Origin of the sequence: Mesorhizobium amorphae, from assembly GCF_014843845.1 — a bacterium.
GTDB classification, from domain to species: domain Bacteria; phylum Pseudomonadota; class Alphaproteobacteria; order Rhizobiales; family Rhizobiaceae; genus Mesorhizobium; species Mesorhizobium amorphae_A.
This window is the reverse complement of record NZ_JHQS01000059.1, coordinates 36,296-56,466: the sequence shown is the minus strand read 5'-3', so window position 1 is coordinate 56,466 and position 20,171 is coordinate 36,296. Positions and strand designations below refer to the sequence as shown.

The following is a 20,171-nucleotide window of genomic DNA, read 5'->3' as shown; positions in this document are numbered from 1 at the left end:
TCGAATCTGGAAGCCTATGAATCATGCCTCAACGCAAATTTGAATCCTGAATGTCGATTGGACCTAGTGTCTAGCGCCGCTTGTCCGGCGTCTTAGGATGGCCGGTGAACGCCAGGTTGCGATCTGGGCGCCCCACCTCTTGGCACGGCTGGCAGAACAGCACTTTGATCAAGGAGTTGCTATTTGTGTCGCAGCAGGTCGCACAATGTGTGATACAAAAAGCGGCAATGTCAGGTCTTTTTAAACGAAATTCATCAACAAATTCAATTATTTAGCATTAGGCCGATGGTACCGTTGGCTGGGATCGAACCAGCGACCTCCGGATCCACAATCCGGCGCTCTAACCATCTGAGCTACAACGGCACGTGTGCCTGGCAGGATCGAGGTGAAGCTGGTTCTCCGGGATCCGCACTGTCGTTCGGCGATGCGTCCAATACGGGCTATCGGATCTTAATTCAAGGCCTTTGAGAAGCAAAGCTACGGTTCTACAAACCGCGGCGGATTCCGCCGGACAAAAGAAAAGGCCGGCGGGAGGAGGTGCCGGCCTTTTCCTGTTACGAGCCAGCGGGAGGAGGTGCTGGCTGGTCACCCCGGGGAGCAGAGGGAGGAGGTTCCACTCGCCGGGTATTCACTTGGTAACTTTATCGCACATCTATTTGTCTGACGAAATGCGACGTTTTGATGCATCGCCAGGATGAGCGCAAATATTAGGCGGCCTTGATGTCCTTCAGGGCCTTCTCGAAAGCGGTCTTGACCGGCTTGGAGACGTCCTCGGCAGCCTTGGAAGCAACAGCCTGGAATTCCTTGGCCTGCTCGACGGTCGTTTCGACACGCTTGCGCAGGAAGGAGGTCTGCAGTTCGACGACTTCCGACAGCGACTTGGCGCCGATCAGGGCTTCGAGATGCGAGAAGCCGGCCTCGGCATTGGCGCGCAGAGCGGCAATGGTCTTGAGCGACAGGTCGCTGGAAACGGTCTTGGCGGTCTCAAAGGTCGACTCCAGAACCTTCTGGGTCTCCTCAGCGCCGGTCTTCAGCTTGGTGTAGGCCTCTTTCGACTGCTCGACGCCCTTTTCGGCGAAAGCGCGAATCTGGTCGGTGGTCTTGGAAGCATCGAAGGTCGGGAATTCAACGTTCTCGATCGTCTCGCCGGTCTTGGTCTTGGACATTTTCCATCCTTTTCAGTGGTAGCGGCTTTGACAGAAAGCCGTCTCGTTCAGGTATAATGGCAATATAGAGGTTTTTTTGTGCGATGCAACATCTTTGTTGCGGTGCACCATAAAATTCTTCCCTACCGTTAACCAAGAGCCCAGAGATTCCGACCGCTGCACGTCATAGCTTGTGGACCTTCGCCCCGCCGGCTTTTATTAACAAAGCGTTAACTGAAATTGCCCGCCGAGGGATTCGCCAAGCGCATGCCGCCTGAAAACTACTCCTTCCTCGACGTCGCCGTGCTCGACGCGGTCCGCCAGCGCTTCGCCGCCGGCGACGCGATCGCCATATTGTCGGCGGACCTCGAACAGGTGATCTGGGCCAATGGGCCCGGGGCCGCGGTGTTCGGCTACCCGGATATCGAGGCCATCATCGGCGCCTCGGCACGGCTGCCGCTGATCGCCCGGCGCCAGATCATGGCGACCAGCGGCTTTCCGGAGATCGGCAGCGACCGTGCCATCACGGTCAGGCTTGCGACCGGCCTCAGCAGCCGTGCCGTCGGCTTCCTGGCCAGCGCGGTCAGGATGCCGGATGGTGAGCATGCGATCATGCTGGTGTTGCCAGCGGCGCAAACCGGCTCGCGCAGCCCGGCCGAGATCGCCAGCCGCGCCATTGGCGGTTTCACCGAAGATGGCCATTTCATCGCCTTCATCAACGCTTCGGGCGGCGTCGAGGCCGCCTCGGACGGCTTTTCGGCCCTCGGCATCCAGCCCGAGACGCTGGCAGCCCTTGTTGGCGATGTGGCAAACGGCGACGAGCGTATCGTCAAGCGCCTGGTTCCGGGCGGCGCCAATTCCTATCCGGCCGGCCTCGCCCGGCTAACCGACACGCGCCACCTGCTGGTGGTCATCGACGAAGACCAACTCGACGATGAAGGGGCCGTTGGTGAGCCCTACGCCGCATCGGCAGAAGACAACAAGGCTGGCCGGGCGGAAGCCGGTCAGGATAATGAGCCCACGACAACAGCTCCGACGGCAGCGGACGTGGCGCCGGACGCCGGCAGCGTCGCACGGCCGACCGACGAGCCGCCTGCCGCTTCGGCGGCGCAAAGCCCGGACGACCGGCAAACAACGGGCGGAGCGCCGGCGCAACACGACCACTGGTATTTCAATGCCGGCGGGGATGAGGCGAGACAGCCGAACCGGTCAGGCACTCCGGTGCAGGTCGACGCCCCGGCCGAAAGCAGGCAACAGGAGCTTGCCAAGGCTGCCTCTGCCACCGAACGCCCCGCCGCGGCGACAATCGACCGTTCGGCACCGCCGCTGCGCTTCGTCTGGCGCACCGATGCCGAAGGCAGGTTCAGCGCTCTGTCGGCGGAATTCGCCGGGATCGTCGGCAAGCCCGCCGCCGATGTGATCGGCCGCCGCTTCAAGGATGTGGCGGCCACTTTCGGTCTTGATGCCTCGGGCGAGATTGCCGGCCTGCTGGAGCGGCGCGACACCTGGTCCGGCCGTTCGGTGCTGTGGCCGGTGGCCGGCTCCGATCTCAAGATACCAGTCGATCTGGCGGCGCTGCCGGTCTATGACCGCAGCCGCGCCTTCGAAGGTTTTCGCGGTTTCGGCGTTGCCCGCAGCGGCGACGCGGTGGTCGATCCGGAAGCGATCGGCATGGCGCTTGTCCCCAATGCCGAGACGCACCGGACCAGCGAGCCCGCAGTTGAGGCGCCCGAGACGGGGACAGCCGAGCCGGCCGACCCGTTCAAGGGCGAAGTGCCGGCGCTGACCATCGTGCCGAAGCCAGAACGCCGCTTCGCCGACAAGGTGATCCGGCTGGCCGAGCATCGACAGCCGGCCAACGATAAGCAGCCGGCAAGTGAAAGGGGCCTGTCGACCCTGGAGCGCAGCGCCTTCCGCGAGATCGGCGAGCGGCTGAAGAAAGACAGCACGACCCCGGTCGAACAGCCGCCGGCTGCGGAGACCAGCGCCGGGGACACAAAAGCAACCGCCGACAGGGATGCCCCGATCGAGGCAGTCGACGCGACTTTGCCCGGGCAATCCGTCGCACAGCAGCCGGAGCCGTCCGCCAAAGTCGGTGAGCAGGCGAAAGTCGCAGCAACCGTCGGCCAGCCGGCGGAAAGCGAAACGGAAGCAACTGAGCCGCTCGATAGCGACGCCGAAGACGAGAAGGATCTGGCGCGGCTCGACGGCGTCCAGCCGGAAAAAGATAGCGAAGAGGCCCCCACGGACCAGACCGCGGCGCCTGCCGTCTCGGGCTCGCTGCTCGACTATGCCGACCATACGGACGAGCCCGGCCAGGTCGCCGAGAGCAACAGCGACGACACGCCGGTTTCCGAACCTGAGCGAGCGGCAGCGGCGCCTGAAGCCGCCAATGCTGACAACGCCGAGCCGGCTGTTGCCGTGACGCCGGCTACCGGCGCCGGCGAAGACGACAGCATGACATCAGACGATTTCCGCGACGCCGAGGACAGCGAGGACTGGACGCCGTCCGACGAGGCTTCTTCCGCCAAGGACGCCGCTTCGTTGGCGCAGGATAGCCTCCCCGACGCAGCCGTGCCACCGCCGGAGCAGCCGCTCCTCAAGGTTCCGCCGCTCAAGCTCGGCGGGTTCCTGCCCTCGGCTTTCTCAACCGGGGATGAGACCAAAGCCCCCGATACATCGATCCTCGGCAAGCTGCCGGTGCCGCTGCTCATCCATTCCGGCGACGAGCTTCATTACGCCAATGACGAATTCCTCCGTTTGACCGGCTATGACGCGCTCGACGATTTGGCCGACGCCGGCGGCCTCGACGCCCTGTTTGCCGATCCCTATTCCGACGACGGCGCTGCCGACGAAAGCGATCGGGCGCTCAGGCTGAAGGCGCGCGACGGGCAGGAATTCCCGATCGACGCCATCCTGCGCTCGGTTCCGTGGCGTGGCGGCAAGGCGTTGATGCTGGTGGTGCGCCGTTCAGGCGAGGACGAAGCGCCGGCCGCGGCCCTGAATGGTCCGTCGGACGAGCCGACCCAGCCTGACGTTTCCGAGCTCAAAAGCCGCATTGCCGAAATGCGCACCATCATCGACACCGCCACCGACGGCGTGGTGCTGATCGGCCGCGACGGCGCGATCCGTTCGATCAGCCGCCCGGCCGAAGCGCTGTTCGGCTTCGACAGCGACGAGGTGGCCCGCAAGCCGTTCGCCTCGCTGTTCGCCATCGAGAGCCAGCGCGCGGCGCGCGACTATCTCAACGGGCTTTCCGAGCCCGGCGTGGCGAGCGTGATGAATGACGGCCGCGAGGTGATCGGGCGCGAGGCGCAGGGGCGCTTCATTCCGCTGTTCATGACCATCGGCAGGCTGCCCAGCGACAGCGGCTTCTGCGCCGTGGTGCGCGACATCACACAATGGAAGCGGGCGGAGGAAGACCTCACCCAGGCACGCGCGGTGGCCGAGCGCGCCTCCTCGCAGAAGACGGATTTCCTGGCCCGCATCAGCCATGAGATCCGCACGCCACTCAATGCCATCATAGGCTTTTCCGAACTGATGGTGGACGAGAAATTCGGGCCGGTGGCGAACGACCGCTACCGCGACTATCTGCGCGACATCAACCGATCGGGCAACCACGTGCTCGACCTCGTCAACGACCTGCTCGACATTTCGAAGATCGAGGCCGGCCAGCAGGAGATGGATTACGAGGCGGTGTCGCTCAACGACACGCTGGCCGAAACCGTGGCGATGATGCAGCCGCAGGCCAATCGCGAACGCGTCATCATCCGCTCCAGCTTCGCCTCGCGGCTGCCGGAAGTGGTGGCCGATTTGCGCAGCGTGCGCCAGATCGCGCTCAACATCCTGTCCAACGCCATCCGCTACACGCAGGCCGGCGGCCAGGTCATCGTCTCGACCGCCTACGAGACCTCGGGCGATGTCGTCATGCGTGTGCGCGATACCGGCATCGGCATGAGCCAGGCCGAGATCGAGCAGGCGCTGAAGCCGTTCAAGCAGATCAACGCGCTGAAGCGCGGACGCGGCGACGGTACCGGTCTCGGACTGCCGCTGACCAAGGCGATGGTGGAAGCCAATCGGGCTCGCTTCAGCATCAACTCGACGCCCGGCGAAGGCACGCTCGTCGAAGTCGCCTTCCCCTCGACCCGCGTGCTGGCCGAGTAGGCCCGATCCATTGCTTTTGCAGCAAAGAAAAGGCGTCCAATGGGACGCCTTAGGTAATGAGATTGCTGTCACAACGGGGCTTGAGCGAAACTGATCCTCAGGGGACGAGGACGGGATTTCTCCCTCAAGTTACATGCGACTATCGGCGCCGGCCCTTAACAAATCCTTACCGGCCAGCCGGAAAATTTACGAATGTGTACCACTCATGAAATCTAGGTAAATTCGACCGAGATAATTCGTTAACCATCGTTGATGGCCTTTTTAGCCATGCATGCTGTTCTCCCAAAACCGCTACACACTTTTGGGCGGCATGCATCAGTCGGCAAGCTGTGGCAGATTTTTGAACAACTCCAGCGCCTCGGGATTGGCGAGCGCCTCCTTGTTCTTGATGGCGCGGCCATGCACGACGTCGCGCACCGCAAGTTCGGTGATCTTGCCCGATTTGGTGCGCGGAATGTCGGTGACGGCGACGATCTTTGCCGGCACATGGCGGGGGCTCGCCCCGGTACGGATTTTGGCGCGGATGCGTTTTTCCAGATCGGCGTCCAGCACCACGCCGGCGGCCAGCCGCACGAACAGCACGACGCGCACGTCATTGTCGAAATCCTGCCCGATGCACAGCGCCTCGAGGATCTCCGGCATCTGTTCGACCTGGTTGTAGATCTCCGCCGTGCCGATGCGCACACCGCCCGGGTTGAGCGTCGCGTCGGAGCGGCCATGGATGATCAGGCCGCCATGGGCGGTCCATTCGGCGAAGTCGCCGTGGCACCAGACATTGTCGAAGCGCTCGAAATAGGCGGCCTTGTATTTCTTGCCTTCGGGGTCGTTCCAGAAGCCGATCGGCATTGCCGGAAAGGCTTTCGCGCAGACCAGTTCGCCCTTCTCCTGCCGGACCGGCCTGCCGTCGTCGTCCCAGACGTCAACGGCAAGGCCGAGGCCGGGTCCCTGGATCTCGCCGGTCCATACCGGCTCAGTCGGCACGCCGAGCACGAAGCAGGAGACGATGTCGGTGCCGCCGGAGATCGAGGCCAGATGCACGTCCTTCTTGATGCCGTCATAGACGAAGCGGAAATCCTCCGGCGACAGTGGTGAACCGGTCGAGGAGATGGTGCGCACCGTGGAAAGATCATGGCTGCGGATCGGCTCGAGGCCGGCCTTGCGCACGGAATCGATGAACTTCGCCGAGGTGCCGAAATAGGTCATCTTCTCGGCGTCGGCGAAGTCGAACAGGGCGTTGCCGTCCGGATAGAAGGGCGAGCCGTCATAGAGCAGCAGCGTCGCGCCCGAAGCCAGGCTGGAGACCAGCCAGTTCCACATCATCCAGCCGCAGGTGGTGAAGTAGAAGAAGCGGTCGGCGTCGAGCAGGCCGGCATGCAGGCGCTGTTCCTTGACATGCTGGATCAGCGTGCCGCCGGCCGAATGGACGATGCATTTGGGGATACCGGTCGTGCCTGAGGAAAACAGGATGTAGAGCGGGTGAGCGAACGGCAGCCTCTCGAAGCTGACCGGCTTGGCGGCAAAGGGAGACAACGCCTCCTCGAGGCTATCCGCCCTGTCGATGGTCACTGCCACATCCGCCGATGTGCCGAGATAGTCGACGATCAGGATCTTGCGGACGGAAGGCAGCTTTGCCGCCACCGCAGCGATCTTGTCGGCGACCTCGATCGCCTTGCCATTGTACCAGTAGCCGTCGGGCGCGATGAACACGACGGGCTCGATCTGGCCGAAACGGTCGAGCACGCCCTGCTCGCCGAAATCGGGAGAGCAGGACGACCAGACGGCGCCGATCGAGGCCGCCGCCAGCATAGCGGCGACGGTCTCCGGCATGTTGGGCATCATGGCGGCGATACGGTCGCCCTTCTTCACCTTCAGCGACAGGAAAAGCTGCTGCAGGCGCGAGGTCAGCGCATTGAGTTCGTTCCAGGACAGCCGCCGCTCGACCTTGTCCTCGCCGCGAAAAACGATCGCCTCGCCTGACCCGGTTTTCTTCAAAAGGTTCTCGGCGAAGTTCAGCGTCGCGTCGGGAAAGAAGGCTGCCCCCGGCATCCTTTCGCCATCGACCAATGCGCGATCGCCCTTGTCGCCGACGATGCCGCAAAAATCCCAGACCAGATCCCAGAACGCCTCGCGATCGTCGATCGACCAGCGGTGAAGCGCTGCATAGGCGGCGAAGGAGAGACCGGTTTTCGCCGCCGCGGCCTTCATGAAGGCGGTCATCGGCGCAGCGTCGATCTGGTCTTGCGTCGGGGTCCAGAGTGGTGCGTCGGCAGCCATGATCGTTCCTCCACGGGCTGCACCGCTTATGCATATTGCGTTGCAGCAGGGCAAGATTTTGTTCCGACAAGCGATGACGCATCGGGAAAACCGCCGGCAAAGCAGATGTCCATGGCTGTTGGTGTGCGCAAATGCCATCGCCGGGCCATAAAGACTTGAAATGCGTCAGCGCTGGGTTACACCCGTCGGGCGATTTGTCGGCAATGGAAGCAACCGGGGCGATATGCGATCATCTTTGATCCGGCGCGGAATATGGGCGATCGGCGTTGCCGTGCTCGTCATCGCGCTGGTCGTCGCCGCCCTGCCGCTGTTTGCCTCGACCCGCATCGTGCGCGACCGTATCGCCTGGGAGATGAGCGCCTGGAGCGGCTTCAGGGTCACCATCCAGGGCTCGCCGCGCATCGAGGTCTGGCCGAAATTCCGGGCCATCCTGAGCGACGTGACGCTTTCGCAGTGGACCGAGACCGACGCCCCGCCGGTGATCGAGGCCGAGCGCGTCGAGGTCGACCTCTCCGCCATGGCGGCATTGCGCGGCGACGTGGTGTTTTCCACCGCGCGGCTGGTGCGGCCGACGATCAGGGTCCAGCGTGCGACGAACGGTTTCTACCTGCCGGCCATTCCGACCGGCGGCCGCATCACGCGCTCGATCGACACGGCGCGCGGTGTAGTCAGTGCCGATCCGGCCAAGCCCGATCTCAGCAAGCTGCCGGCCGATCCGTTCGGCACGGTGGAGTTCAGGGACGGCCGCATGGTGGCCCTGGTCGGCGGCAAGGAGACCGAGATCCTGAGCAGCCTTACCGGCCAGGCGAACTGGGCGGCGATGAACAGCAATGCGACGATGACGGCGACCGGCATCTGGCGCGGCGAAAGCGTAGCCGTCGATTTCGCGTCGCCAAACCCGCTGGTGCTGTTTGCCGGCGGTGCCGCGCCAATCACGCTATCCTTCAAGGCCGCACCGGCCACCTTTTCCTTCGACGGCATGGCCTCGATGTCGGAGAACGGCTATTTCGATGGCCAGGCGAAGTTTGCAGCACCCTCGCTGCGGCGCGTGCTCGAGTGGTCGCAGGCCGGCATCGCGCCAAGTGCGGCGATCGGCTCGGTCTCGGTGGCGAGCAAGGTGACGGCGTCGGCCGGCCGGGTGAAATTCGAAAACACCACGGTGGCGCTCGACAACAATCCGGGCATGGGGGTGCTGGACTTCTCCTTCGGCGAGTCCCTGCCGGTCATCTCCGGCACGCTCGCCTTCGACACGCTCGACCTCCGGTCGTTTCTGTCCGCTTTCACGCCGCTGGCGCCGACGGGCGAAGCCGGTCCCGGCGAAATCAACACCAGCTTCGCCGACAAGGTCAATCTCGACCTGCGGCTATCGGCGGCGCACGCCACGGCCGGACCCGTCCAGCTTGCCGACGTCGCCGCCACGGCGCAGGTCAAGAACGGGCTGGCGGTGTTCGATATTTCGGATGCCTCGGCGTTCGGCGGCAATATCCAGAGCAGCCTGCGTTTCGACCGCAAGCCCGAAGGCACGCAGGTCGAGATCCGGCTTCTCGCATCCGACGTCGACGGCGGCGCCTTCGCCACCGCGGCCGGCATGACGCGGCTGGTGCCGGTCGGAACCGCAACCGTCTCGGTCATCCTGAAAGGGCCGGGCAAATCCTGGGATTCGATCTTCGAAAACGCCGACGGCTCGGTCACGGCGACGTTCGGGCCGGGCGCGCTCACCGGGCTCAACCTGCCGGCCTTCCTCAAACGCACCGAACAGGGCGGGTTCTTCGCGCTCGACGACGTCTCCAACGGGACGCTGCCGATCGACGGCGCCGAGATCAAGGCCAGCATCTCGAAGGGCGTGGCGCGGCTGGACAAGGCCGAGGCCAATTCGGCGAAGTCCAAGATCTGGCTTTCCGGCATCGCCTCCTATGCCGGACGGGGACTGGCGCTGTCGGGCGGTGTCATCCAGCCGGAGCCGGCCGCCAAGCAGCCGGATGGGCAGCAAGGGCCCAACCAGTCGTCCTTCTTCGTCGGCGGGACCTGGAGCACGCCGTTCATCTCGCCGATCAGCCGCGGCATTTCAGGCGAGTAAGCCCTCCTCTTCAGCCGAACGCCCGTTCCCGATCCATCATCTGACTACCGCAGCTTGATCAGCCGCGCTGCGCCGCCTGCTCGTCGAGCTGGCGCTGCACTTCACGCCGCTTGTTGGCTAGCGAGGCGATGATGACGCCGATGGCGACGACGGCGATCAGAATGGTGCAGGCGGCGTTGATTTCTGGCGTCACGCCGAGGCGAACCTGGCTATAGATCTTCATCGGCAAGGTTGTGGCGCCAGGGCCCGAGGTGAAGCTGGCGATGACCAGGTCGTCGAGCGACAGCGTGAAGGCCAGCATCCAGCCCGAGACGATGGCCGGCATGATGACCGGCAGCGTGATCTGGAAGAAGGTCTTCACCGGTGTTGCGCCAAGATCCATCGCAGCTTCTTCCAGCGAACGGTCGAAGCTGATGAGACGCGACTGCACGACGACGGCGACAAAGCACATGGTCAGGGTGATGTGGGCAAGGGTTACGGTGAAAAAGCCGCGGTCGAGGCCGACAGCGACGAAGAGCAGCAGCAGCGACAGGCCGGTGATGACCTCCGGCATGACCAGCGGGGCAAAGACCATGCCGGAAAACAGCACCCGGCCTCTGAAGCGCGTGTAGCGGGTCAAGGTGAGCGCCGCCAAAGTGCCGAGCACGGTGGCCACCGTGGCCGAGATGACGCCGACGCGGGCCGTTACCCAGGCGGCGTCCATCAGGCCCTGGTTGTGGAACAGCGAGACGTACCATTTGGTCGAGAAGCCGCCCCAGACGGTAACCAGTTTCGACTCGTTGAACGAGAATACGATGAGCAGGACGATCGGCAGGTAAAGAAAGGCAAAGCCCAGCACGATCGAGGTGATGTTGAAGCGGCTCCAGGTGGCGTTCATTTGCCTTGCTCCTGGGCGCGCGCCTGGGCCTGCTGGAAGAGCATGATCGGCACGATCAGCAGCAAGAGCAGGATGACGGCGACGGCCGACGACACCGGCCAGTCGCGGTTGGCGAAGAACTCGTTCCACAGCGTCTTGCCGATCATCAGCGTCTGCGAGCCGCCAAGCAGGTCGGGGATGACGAACTCACCGACGGCCGGGATGAACACCAGAAGGCAGCCGGCGATGACGCCGGGCAGCGACAGCGGAAAGGTGATCTTCCAGAAGGCGCTGGTCGGCGGGCAACCGAGATCCTTGGCTGCCTCGATCAGCGAGTAATCCATCTTCTCCAGCGACGAATAAAGCGGTAGCACCATGAACGGCAGATAGGAATAAACGATGCCGATGAAGATCGCCGTGTAGGTGTTGAGGATGATCAGCGGCTGGCTGATGACGCCGGTGGCGAGCAGCAGCTGATTGAGCAGCCCCTCGGGCTTGAGGATGCCGATCCAGGCGTAGACGCGGATCAGGAACGAGGTCCAGAAGGGCAGGATCACCAGCATCAGCAGTGTCGGGCGGATCGTTGCCGGGGCGCGCGACATGCCGTAGGCGATCGGATAGCCGACGAGCAGGGTCAGCAGCGTCGAGATAGCGGCGATGATTACGCTGGTCACATAGGCGTTGAAGTAGAGCGCGTCCTCGGTCAGCCAGGTGTAGTTGTCGATGCTGAGCTGCTTGAACTGATCAAAAAAGCCGGAAATGCCGCCGCTGAAATCGAGCACCGGCGTGTAGGGCGGCATCGCGATCGCGGTCTGCGACAGCGATATCTTGAAGACGATGATGAAGGGAATGAGAAAGAAGAACAGCAGCCAGAGATAGGGGATGATGATGACCAGACGGCCGACGAAAGCCGCTCCCAGTCTGGCCAGCGGGGACTGGGCGGCATCTGCCGATGGGGACGTTGCTGCAGCGGCGGTGGCGTTCGACATGGTCGCCCCCTACCGTGTCAGCACGACGCCGGCATCGGACCGGAAAGAAACCCAGGCGCGGTCGTTCCAGCTCAGCGGATCTTCGGTCACGCGCGCCGCGTTCATCGTGCTCGCCCGCACCATCTGTCCGTCGTCCAGCCTGACGTGATAGACGGTCATGTCGCCGAGATAGGCGATGTCGTAGACTTCGCCTTCGAGCGCATTGACCGCGTCGGCCGGCTTCCTCGACGAAATCCTGATCTTCTCCGGCCTGATGGCGAAGACGATGTCGGCGCCGGCCGCGGCATCGCCGGCGTTCTCGACGACGATCTGGGCTCCGGTGGCGCCCGCGATACGCGTCGTCTGCGCCGTCCGCTCGGCAACCTTGCCTTCGAACATGTTCACGTTGCCGACGAAGTGGGCGACAAAGCGCGAAGCAGGCGCCTCGTAGACTTCAGGCGGCGTCGCCACCTGCATCACCTCGCCCTTGTCGAGGATGGCGATGCGATCGGCCATGGTCATCGCCTCTTCCTGGTCGTGGGTGACGACGACGAAGGTCAGACCAAGCTTCTGCTGCAGGTCCATCAGCTCGAACTGCGTTTCCTCGCGCAGCTTCTTGTCCAGCGCACCGAGCGGCTCGTCGAGCAGCAGCACCTTCGGTCGCTTGGCGACCGAGCGGGCGAGCGCCACGCGCTGGCGCTGGCCGCCCGACAATTGGTGCGGCTTGCGCTTGGCGAACTGCTCGAGCTTGACCAGCTTCAGCATCTCGGCGACGCGCGCGGCGATCTCGGGCTTCGGCATGCCGTCCTGCTTGAGGCCGAAGGCGATGTTGTTCTCGACCGTCATGTGCGGGAACAACGCATAGGACTGGAACATCATGTTGACCGGCCGGTGGTAGGGCGGGATGCCGCGCAGATCCTGGCCGTCGAGTAGGATGCGGCCGGCGGTCGGCTCCTCGAAACCGGCAAGCATCCTGAGCAGCGTCGACTTTCCGCAGCCCGACGCGCCGAGCAGCGCGAAGAACTCGCGCTCGAAGATGGTCAGCGACAGATTGTTGACGGCGGTGAAGTCGCCGAACTTCTTGGTGACATTGTCGAACTGGATATACGGCTTGGCGTTCGGATCATTCCATGGCGCGAAATCCCTGCGGATGCTGCCAAGCGATTTCATATCCCCACTCCGTCTGCTGCGTTCCCCGAAAGAGATTTGACCCCGGCAGCTGGCTGCCGGGGTCGTGTCTGATCGCCTACTGACCGGTGACGATCTTGGTCCAGGTGCGCGTGATGAGGCGCTGGGTCTTCGGATCGTAGGGCTGGACGGTATACAGTTTCTGCAAGGTCGCCGCATCCGGATAGATCGCCGGATCTTCGAGCACCGCCTTGTCGATGAACTGCTGCGAGGCCTTGTTGCCGTTGGCGTACAGCACATAGTTCGATGATTTGGCGATCACTTCGGGCTTCATCATGTAGTTGAGGAACTCGAGCGCCTCGGCGACATGCGGCGCATCGGCCGGTATCGCCATCTGGTCGAACCACATCTGGGCGCCTTCCTTCGGCACGGCATAGCCGATCTCGACGCCTTGCTTGGCCTCGACGGCGCGGTTGCGGGCCTGGAAGACGTCGCCCGACCAGCCGACCGCCAGGCAGATGTCGCCGTTGGCAAGCGCGTTGATATATTCGGACGAATGGAATTTTCTGATGTAGGGCCGGATCTTCAGCAGTGTCTCTTCGGCCTTGGCAATGTCGTCGGGCGAGGTGCTGTTCGGATCGAGGCCGAGATATTTCAGCGCCGCCGGAATGATGTCGGCCGGCGAATCCAGCACGTAGACGCCGCAATCCTTCAGCTTGGCCAGGCTTTCCGGATTGAAGAACGCGTCCCAGCTGTCGATCTTGTCGGTGCCGAGCGCGGCCTGCACCTTCTTGATGTTGTAGCCGATGCCGACGGTGCCCCACATGTAGTTGATCGAATATTCGTTGCCGGGGTCGTATTTGGCGGTTCGTTCCAGAACGGTGTCCCACATGTTGGAGATGTTCGGCAGCTTCGACTCGTCGAGCTTCTGGAACACGCCAGCCTGGATCTGGCGGGCGAGGAAATTGCCGCTCGGCACGACGACGTCATAGCCGCTGCCGCCGGCCAGGAGCTTGGTTTCGAGGATCTCGTTGGAATCGAAGGTGTCGTAGACAACCTTGATGCCGGTCTCCTTGGTGAAGTCGTCGATGATCGAGCTGTCGATATAGTCGGACCAGTTGAAGACGTTGACGACGCGGTCCTCGGCATGACCGCCTATGGTGAAAAGTGTCAAAAATGCCGAAGTCGCCGAAAGCCAGAGCGCTTTGCGGATCATGCTATTCTCCTTTGGTGAGTGTTCCATTGCCGGTCTGTCGCGACATCCGCGCGGCCGGGCTTTTGTTTCAGATTGTTGGGCTTGCCGGAGAGCGGCAGGCCAGAGTTGGCGCAGCAGGCCTGGCTCGATGTCCGATCGGATGGAGAGCTCGCGTACCCATGCCAGGATCTTGAGGGCGTTTGGCCGCCGTCAGAAGCTTTCGCCACGGCGCGGGCAGGGATACGACGATGTTGTCCGGTCTCGATCGGACCGGCGGAGACACTTGGCAAGATACGCCTGTCTTGTTGTTGCCGTGGCCGCAACCTGCCCGCGCCGCAACACCATTGTCAATGGCAAACGCGTGCGCCGCATCGATGCCGCATCAATTAGGCGAAGGCAGGCCAGTGACGCCCGGCCGCTCGGGTCGCGCCTGACGCTTAAACTCGAGTCCGATATGAACGAGCAGCGCCGTGACGACGACCGTTCCGCCGATGATGGTGCGCGCCGACGGCACCTCGGAATGGACAAGCCAGACCCAGATCGGACCAAGGATCGGCTCGAACGTGCCGAGCAGGGCGGCGATCGCTGCCGGAACAAGTCGGGCGCCGGTGGCGAAAAAGACAAGGCCGACGCCGAGATTGATGACGCCAAAGACAAACAGAAGACCCATGTCGTGGCTGGAAACGGCGAATGCCGATGCCTGAGACGCGGCGAAGGCGCCGGCCAGGATCGTGCCAAGGCAGGTCGCCGGCGTCATGCGCACATAGGAGAAGCGCCGGGTGATGACGGTGGCGATCGAGAACACGCAGGCGATGAGCAGCGCCAGACCGTCGCCGATGGGAGACACGGTGCCGCCAAGCGATTCCGACACCATGATGGCGACGCCGGCAATGACGGCGGCGATTGCCAGCCAGGTCGCCCTGGTCACCCGCTCGCGAAACAGCAGCCAGGCAAGCAGCGCAGCCAGCAGCGGCACGCCGGCCTGCATCAACAGGATGTTGGCGACTGTGGTGTGGGCCAACGCGACGATGAACGAGGTCGATGCGATGGCGAAGCAGAAGGCCACGGCCAAGCCAGGCAGGCCCATGTCGCGAAACAATTTCAGCATGCCGCGCCAGCCGTCGCGCCAGGCCATGAACGCGATGAGAAAGGCCGCGGCCCAGGCCGAGCGCCAGAATACGATCGTCCAGTTGTCGGTGATGTCGATGAACCGGGCGATCGTGCCGCCAAAACTCCACATCAGCGCCGACAGAAACACCAGAAGCATGCCTATACGTTCCTCGCGTGGCGAGGCGACCGGCGAAGAGGCACTGGGCGATACGGTATCGGTCATGGTTGCGACTGTCGGCAATTTTCAGGACGGCACGATGCGCGATGGACGACAGAAACGTGCTTCATTTGCGTAGGGCAAAGACGAAGGTCGGGCGAGGTCCACCGAATGGCGGCGGTTGTGACAACGGAAATGCCGTCGCGAACCGCCTCACTGGAAATCGAAAGCGCTCAGGCCCGTCACCATCTCGTCGAGGCCGAGCGGGCGTGTCACCGGCGGCTCGGCGCGGGCGAGGCAGCCGATGCGTTCGCAGAGCCGGCAGGCAGGGCCGACCGGCGTGGCCGGGGCGGGGCCCTGTCCGGCCTTGCCGCTTGCGGCCGGCCCCGGAAGGGCCGCGCCATAGACGATCTCGTCGCGAAAGCCGATGTCGCAGGCCAGGAGCAGGGCGGTGCGTCGCGGGCGTTCCGAGAACGAGCCTTGCGGGCCTTCCAGCGTGCGGGCGATGCAGAGGAATTCGGCGCCATCGGGCATCTCCACCGCCTCGACAAGGATTTGGCCCGGCAGCGTGAAGGCGGCGTGGACGGGAAGCTTTGGGCAGCCGCCGCCGAAACGGCTTTGCGGAAAGCCCTGGCTGCCCGCCTTGCGGAAGCGGTTGCCGGCGTTGTCGACCTCGAGCATGAAGAACGGGACGCCCTGCGCACCCGGCCGCTGCAGCATGGTCAGCCGGTTCGCCGCCTGTTCGAAGGACACGCCGAAGCGCGAGCGCAAAACGTCGACGTCGTAGCGGGCGCGCACCGCCGCCGAGTGAAAGGCCTGAAAGGGCATCATCAAGGCATGGGCGGCATAGCGGCCGAGTTCGAAACGAGCGAGCCTTCGGGCCTCGTCGGTGGTCAGCTTCAAGCCTTGAATCTCGCCGGCGACCGCGACCGTCATGCGGATCAGGCAAGCCTCCATCGCCACCTCGCGCAACTGGTCGAATGGCGACAGCCGCTCGGACAGGAACAGGCGCTGCGAGTGGCGGTCGTAGCGGCGGCGCCAGTTCGGCATGGTGGCGACCGGCAGCACCTTGACCACAATGCCGTATTCGCGCCTCAGCCAGGCCTTCAGCGCGCCGAACAGGTCGTCGCCCGGATCGAGCAGCGCGGTGAAGGCCTCGGCCTCCTCCTCGAGCGCGGAAAAGTGGTTCGGCCGGCGCTCGAAAATCTCGTGCACTTCGTCAACCGGAAGACGGGCGCCGGAGAGCGCGGTGGCCCGACCCTCGCGCGCCAGAAGTTCGCTGAGATCGGAAAGCCGCTCGGCCTGCTCGCGATAGGCGCGGAAAAGCTTGATCATCGCGGCCGAGGCGTTGGGGGCGGCCTCGGCCAGCTCGATCAATTCCTGGTCGCCCGGCAGTTCGCCTGAAAGCAGCGGATCGCCGAACACTTCCTTCAAGGCCGATATCGATCCCCTCGCCTCGCCCTGCAATTCATGCGGATCGACCTTGTAGACGGATGCCAGTCTCAGGATCAGCTGGACCGTCAGCGGCCGCTGGTTGCGCTCAATGAGGTTGAGATAGGACGGCGAGATGCCAAGCCCTTCTGCCATCGCCGTCTGGGTCAGGCCCTTGGTGTTGCGGATGCGGCGGATGCGCGGCCCGGCGAAGATTTTCTGGTCAGCCATCGACTGTCCTTGACAGGAATTTACACAAGTTCAGCGCAAGAGGCGCCCGCGTCAGATTTTACAATCGTGACAAATTTACAGCGCTCACCAGTCAAATACAACACAGATTTTCCCTTATTTTCCGACCAAAATGGCAGTTTTTCCTCGCTTGTTTCGCGCCGCAATGTAAATGATGTCACACACACTAACGACGCAGGACCTATCATGACGCGGCGTTTCAAAACCAGCATCTGACGATTTGGAGTGACCAATGACCGATTTTTACAATCTCGTCCCATCCGCGCCCGAAGGCCGGTTCGACGGCATCGAACGGCCCTATTCGCCCGAGGATGTGAAGCGGTTGCGCGGTTCGGTCCAGATCCGCCAGAGCCTTGCCGAAATGGGCGCCAACCGGCTGTGGAAGCTCATCCACGAGGAGGATTTCGTCAACGCACTCGGCGCCATGTCGGGCAACCAGGCCATGCAGCAGGTTCGCGCCGGGCTGAAGGCGATCTATCTGTCGGGCTGGCAGGTCGCGGCCGACGCCAACACCGCGTCGGCGATGTATCCGGACCAGTCGCTCTATCCCGCCAATGCAGCACCCGAACTCGTCAAGCGCATCAACCGCACTCTTCAGCGCGCCGACCAGATCGAGACCTCCGAAGGCAAGGGGCTTTCGGTCGACACCTGGTTCGCGCCGATCGTCGCCGACGCGGAGGCCGGCTTCGGCGGACCGCTCAACGCCTTCGAGATCATGAAGGCCTTCATCGAGGCGGGCGCCGCGGGCGTCCACTATGAGGACCAGCTGGCGTCGGAAAAGAAGTGCGGCCATCTCGGCGGCAAGGTGCTGATCCCGACCGCGGCGCATATCCGCAACCTCAGTGCGGCACGCCTGGCGGCCGACGTCATGGGCACGCCGACGCTGGTCGTCGCGCGCACCGACGCCGAAGCGGCAAAGCTTTTGACCTCGGACATCGACGAGCGCGACCAGCCCTTCGTCGACTATGATGCCGGCCGCACGGTGGAAGGCTTCTATCATGTCAGGAACGGCATCGAGCCCTGCATCGCCCGCGCCATCGCCTACGCGCCTTACGCGGACCTGATCTGGTGCGAGACCTCGAAGCCCGACCTGGCCCAGGCCAAGAAGTTCGCCGAGGGCGTGCGCAAGCATCATCCGGGCAAGCTGCTCGCCTATAATTGCTCGCCGTCATTCAACTGGAAGAAGAACCTCGACGACGCGACCATCGCCAAATTCCAGCGGGAACTCGGCGCCATGGGCTACAAGTTCCAGTTCATCACGCTGGCCGGTTTCCACCAGCTCAATTTCGGTATGTTCGAGCTGGCCCGCGGCTACAAGGCGCGGCAGATGGCGGCCTATTCGGAATTGCAGGAGGCCGAATTCGCCGCGGAGGTCCATGGCTACACCGCGACCAAGCACCAGCGCGAGGTCGGCACCGGCTATTTCGACGCTGTGTCGATGGCGATCACCGGTGGCCAGTCGTCGACCACGGCCATGCATGAATCGACCGAGCACGCCCAGTTCAAGCCGGCAGCGGAATAACAAGGCAAAACAACCAGAGGAAGCGCCCGAGAGGGCAAGGAACAAGGAGAAGACCAATGGCATCGATAAGCCGCGTCAAGGAACGAGCTGAAGAACAGTCGACCACGATGAGCGTCGACCAGCAGGCGACCATCCGCATGCTGGCCAATGATTTGCACAGGCTCAACCAGTCGGTCATGAAGGCGGTCGAAGCCGGCGTCTCCGTCGAGCTCGTGCGCTCGGCGCGCCACCATGGCGGCGACGGCAATTGGGGTGACCTGCTGATACCGGTGATCGTCACCCAGCAGAGCCACGGCTGACCAAATCCTCAGCGCGCTCGCTTCGCGAGCGTGCTTCGGCGGATGCAGTCTCGCCCGCGCGATTACGCGCGGGCGACTTTCGTTCTAGCACTACTGCCAGGAATAGAACTTGCACTAAATTTTAGCTTTTCTTGCAATATTGTAGATGCCTGCCGTTTCAGCTTGACACCGGCATTGATCTCACGCCATTTGTGTCGCAGGTTTCAACCCTGCATTGAAACAGAGATGAGTGCCCGCCCGCCCATGTCCCCTTTGAATCGTGAGACCAGGACAGTAAAACACCTCGATCTGTCGGAACGCGGCGCGAGCATCGGGATGGTAACGGACTTCTCACAGGTGCTCGTCGTTGGGAAATCACCGATCAACCGGGTCGTGGTTTCGAAAATCGTCGAGAAATCCGGGCTCAAGCCGATCTCGGAATCGCCCGAGACGGCGGCGAAGGCGCTGCGTTCCCTTATCCCCGGCGCGATCGTGCTGGACGGGGGAGCCGACAACAAGGACTGCGACAGGCTGCTGTCCGGCATCGACGCGCTGCGGCGGACCTCGGGCAGGGCACTACCCTCGGTGGTCCTGCTTTCAACCAAGAATGGCACGCCCGAGAGTCTCGGCCTGTCGAGCGTGATCGATGTCGTGGTCGCCAAGCCGATCACACCCGAAAGGCTACAACCGGTGATCGACCGGTTGATCGGATTGTGCCGTAGCTGACGGTTTGAATTTTCGGCGGCCGGTTCAAAGGCCGCGATGTCATCGGCCTGGTGTCGTGATGCTCTCCACCAGAGCGGGCAGTTCGCCGAGATCGGCGATCTGGCGAAAGCGCGGCGCGGCCGACGGCGGCTCGACATGTTCTAGCACCCAGGTCAATTCATGCGGCACGTGGATGCCCCAGCTGCCGGCCTCGATGGCCGGCACCACATCGGACTTGAGCGAGTTGCCGACCATCATGCTCTTCTCAGGACCGTCCCCATGGCGACCGAAGATCCTGGTGTAGGTGGCGGCGCTCTTGTCGCTGACGATCTCGACGGCGTCGAACAGATCGCCGAGGCCCGATTGCGCCAGCTTGCGCTCCTGGTCGAAGAGATCGCCCTTGGTGATCAGCACCAGGCGATAGGCGCCGGCGAGCCTCTCTACCGTCTCGCGCGCATGGGGAAGCGGCTCGATCGGGTGGCTCAGCATCTCACGGCCGGCGGCGAGGATTTCAGCGATGACGGGCGCCGGCACGCGACCCTCGGTGATTTCGATCGCCGTCTCGATCATCGACAGGGTGAACCCCTTGATGCCGAAACCGTAGACGCCAAGGTTGCGCCTCTCGGCCTCCAGCAATCTTGCCGAAATGTGTTCCGGCTCGCCATGATCGGAGAGCAGCCCGGCGAAGCGCTTCTCGGTCATGCGGAAGAACTGCTCGTTCTGCCACAGCGTGTCGTCGGCATCGAAGCCGATTGTCGTCAGTTTTGGCCTGTCTTGCATTCGACGCCTTCCAGCTGGGACCGCCCGAGTCTGCGGGTGGCCAAAACCTAAGCTGCCTGCAGCGATTTTCAACTGGCGGGCGTACGGCAACCGGCTCCCCTTCCCTTCCATCGCCGGCCACGGCTATACTCG

The 20,171-nt window shown here is 63.3% G+C and carries 14 protein-coding genes and 1 tRNA gene; 5 read left to right on the top strand and 10 right to left on the bottom strand.

Going from position 1 to position 20,171, the window contains the following annotated elements:
• Window positions 1-286: 286 nt before the first annotated feature.
• Window positions 287-363 (bottom strand) — tRNA-His (locus DH08_RS25035).
• 344 nt (window positions 364-707) lie between these two features.
• Entirely contained in the window at window positions 708-1,166 is a 459-nt protein-coding gene (locus DH08_RS25030; RefSeq protein WP_192181834.1) for a phasin, read from the bottom strand.
• 246 nt (window positions 1,167-1,412) lie between these two features.
• Between DH08_RS25030 and DH08_RS25025 the strand changes: the two genes are divergently transcribed.
• Window positions 1,413-5,309 carry a histidine kinase dimerization/phospho-acceptor domain-containing protein gene (locus DH08_RS25025; RefSeq protein WP_192181833.1) on the top strand — a complete coding sequence of 1,299 codons (3,897 nt, stop codon included), beginning with the start codon at window positions 1,413-1,415 and terminating at the stop codon, window positions 5,307-5,309.
• Between the two features lie 315 nt (window positions 5,310-5,624).
• Here DH08_RS25025 and DH08_RS25020 read toward each other — a convergent pair whose 3' ends face one another.
• A complete protein-coding gene (locus tag DH08_RS25020; RefSeq protein WP_192181832.1) occupies window positions 5,625-7,583 on the bottom strand; it encodes an acetoacetate--CoA ligase in 1,959 nt (652 codons plus the stop codon).
• A gap of 223 nt (window positions 7,584-7,806) precedes the next feature.
• Between DH08_RS25020 and DH08_RS25015 the strand changes: the two genes are divergently transcribed.
• Complete coding sequence (locus DH08_RS25015) at window positions 7,807-9,660, top strand: AsmA family protein (protein WP_192181831.1); 1,854 nt, start codon at window positions 7,807-7,809, stop codon at window positions 9,658-9,660.
• A 58-nt stretch (window positions 9,661-9,718) separates the two neighbouring features.
• On the opposite strand, the gene DH08_RS25010 is transcribed toward DH08_RS25015, so the two are convergent.
• The 6 genes from DH08_RS25010 to DH08_RS24980 all read right to left on the bottom strand — a co-directional run bounded on the left by DH08_RS25010 (window position 9,719) and on the right by DH08_RS24980 (window position 16,736).
• Window positions 9,719-10,537 carry an ABC transporter permease gene (locus DH08_RS25010; RefSeq protein WP_192181830.1) on the bottom strand — a complete coding sequence of 273 codons (819 nt, stop codon included), beginning with the start codon at window positions 10,535-10,537 and terminating at the stop codon, window positions 9,719-9,721.
• The gene (locus tag DH08_RS25005; protein ID WP_192181829.1) at window positions 10,534-11,505 is read right to left on the bottom strand and encodes an ABC transporter permease subunit; all 972 of its coding nucleotides are present in this window, start codon (window positions 11,503-11,505) and stop codon (window positions 10,534-10,536) included. The genes DH08_RS25010 and DH08_RS25005 overlap by 4 nt, the downstream gene beginning before the upstream one ends.
• 9 nt (window positions 11,506-11,514) lie before the next feature.
• Window positions 11,515-12,654: an ABC transporter ATP-binding protein gene (locus DH08_RS25000; RefSeq protein WP_192181828.1), complete on the bottom strand. Its 1,140-nt coding sequence runs from the start codon at window positions 12,652-12,654 to the stop codon at window positions 11,515-11,517.
• 76 nt (window positions 12,655-12,730) lie between these two features.
• Window positions 12,731-13,828, bottom strand: coding sequence for a polyamine ABC transporter substrate-binding protein (locus DH08_RS24995; protein ID WP_192181827.1), 1,098 nt, complete (start codon window positions 13,826-13,828; stop codon window positions 12,731-12,733).
• A gap of 361 nt (window positions 13,829-14,189) precedes the next feature.
• Window positions 14,190-15,140 carry a DMT family transporter gene (locus DH08_RS24990; RefSeq protein WP_192181826.1) on the bottom strand — a complete coding sequence of 317 codons (951 nt, stop codon included), beginning with the start codon at window positions 15,138-15,140 and terminating at the stop codon, window positions 14,190-14,192.
• Window positions 15,141-15,287: 147 nt separating this feature from the next.
• The gene (locus DH08_RS24980; protein ID WP_192181825.1) at window positions 15,288-16,736 is read right to left on the bottom strand and encodes a helix-turn-helix domain-containing protein; all 1,449 of its coding nucleotides are present in this window, start codon (window positions 16,734-16,736) and stop codon (window positions 15,288-15,290) included.
• A 250-nt stretch (window positions 16,737-16,986) separates the two neighbouring features.
• Here DH08_RS24980 and aceA point away from each other — a divergent pair, with 250 nt between their 5' ends.
• The 3 genes from aceA to DH08_RS24965 all read left to right on the top strand — a co-directional run bounded on the left by aceA (window position 16,987) and on the right by DH08_RS24965 (window position 19,280).
• Window positions 16,987-18,276 carry an isocitrate lyase gene (aceA, locus tag DH08_RS24975; RefSeq protein ID WP_192181824.1) on the top strand — a complete coding sequence of 430 codons (1,290 nt, stop codon included), beginning with the start codon at window positions 16,987-16,989 and terminating at the stop codon, window positions 18,274-18,276.
• Window positions 18,277-18,332: 56 nt separating this feature from the next.
• Entirely contained in the window at window positions 18,333-18,575 is a 243-nt protein-coding gene (locus DH08_RS24970) for an SMc00767 family acetate metabolism repressor (RefSeq protein ID WP_006202762.1), read from the top strand.
• Window positions 18,576-18,800: 225 nt separating this feature from the next.
• Window positions 18,801-19,280, top strand: a complete 480-nt coding sequence (locus tag DH08_RS24965; RefSeq protein ID WP_246800999.1) for a DNA-binding transcriptional response regulator — start codon at window positions 18,801-18,803, stop codon at window positions 19,278-19,280.
• Window positions 19,281-19,319: 39 nt separating this feature from the next.
• Here DH08_RS24965 and DH08_RS24960 read toward each other — a convergent pair whose 3' ends face one another.
• Window positions 19,320-20,039 carry an HAD family hydrolase gene (locus tag DH08_RS24960; RefSeq protein ID WP_192181823.1) on the bottom strand — a complete coding sequence of 240 codons (720 nt, stop codon included), beginning with the start codon at window positions 20,037-20,039 and terminating at the stop codon, window positions 19,320-19,322.
• Between the last annotated feature and the right edge of the window lie 132 nt (window positions 20,040-20,171).

What these genes read in the sequence shown, in the direction of transcription:
- DH08_RS25030 (WP_192181834.1), bottom strand. Translation starts at nt 1,166, where the DNA reads ATGTCCAAGACCAAGACCGGCGAGACGATCGAGAACGTTGAATTCCCG.
- DH08_RS25025 (WP_192181833.1), top strand. Translation starts at nt 1,413, where the DNA reads ATGCCGCCTGAAAACTACTCCTTCCTCGACGTCGCCGTGCTCGACGCG.
- DH08_RS25020 (WP_192181832.1), bottom strand. Translation starts at nt 7,583, where the DNA reads ATGGCTGCCGACGCACCACTCTGGACCCCGACGCAAGACCAGATCGAC.
- DH08_RS25015 (WP_192181831.1), top strand. Translation starts at nt 7,807, where the DNA reads ATGCGATCATCTTTGATCCGGCGCGGAATATGGGCGATCGGCGTTGCC.
- DH08_RS25010 (WP_192181830.1), bottom strand. Translation starts at nt 10,537, where the DNA reads ATGAACGCCACCTGGAGCCGCTTCAACATCACCTCGATCGTGCTGGGC.
- DH08_RS25005 (WP_192181829.1), bottom strand. Translation starts at nt 11,505, where the DNA reads ATGTCGAACGCCACCGCCGCTGCAGCAACGTCCCCATCGGCAGATGCC.
- DH08_RS25000 (WP_192181828.1), bottom strand. Translation starts at nt 12,654, where the DNA reads ATGAAATCGCTTGGCAGCATCCGCAGGGATTTCGCGCCATGGAATGAT.
- DH08_RS24995 (WP_192181827.1), bottom strand. Translation starts at nt 13,828, where the DNA reads ATGATCCGCAAAGCGCTCTGGCTTTCGGCGACTTCGGCATTTTTGACA.
- DH08_RS24990 (WP_192181826.1), bottom strand. Translation starts at nt 15,140, where the DNA reads ATGACCGATACCGTATCGCCCAGTGCCTCTTCGCCGGTCGCCTCGCCA.
- DH08_RS24980 (WP_192181825.1), bottom strand. Translation starts at nt 16,736, where the DNA reads ATGGCTGACCAGAAAATCTTCGCCGGGCCGCGCATCCGCCGCATCCGC.
- aceA (WP_192181824.1), top strand. Translation starts at nt 16,987, where the DNA reads ATGACCGATTTTTACAATCTCGTCCCATCCGCGCCCGAAGGCCGGTTC.
- DH08_RS24970 (WP_006202762.1), top strand. Translation starts at nt 18,333, where the DNA reads ATGGCATCGATAAGCCGCGTCAAGGAACGAGCTGAAGAACAGTCGACC.
- DH08_RS24965 (WP_246800999.1), top strand. Translation starts at nt 18,801, where the DNA reads ATGAGTGCCCGCCCGCCCATGTCCCCTTTGAATCGTGAGACCAGGACA.
- DH08_RS24960 (WP_192181823.1), bottom strand. Translation starts at nt 20,039, where the DNA reads ATGCAAGACAGGCCAAAACTGACGACAATCGGCTTCGATGCCGACGAC.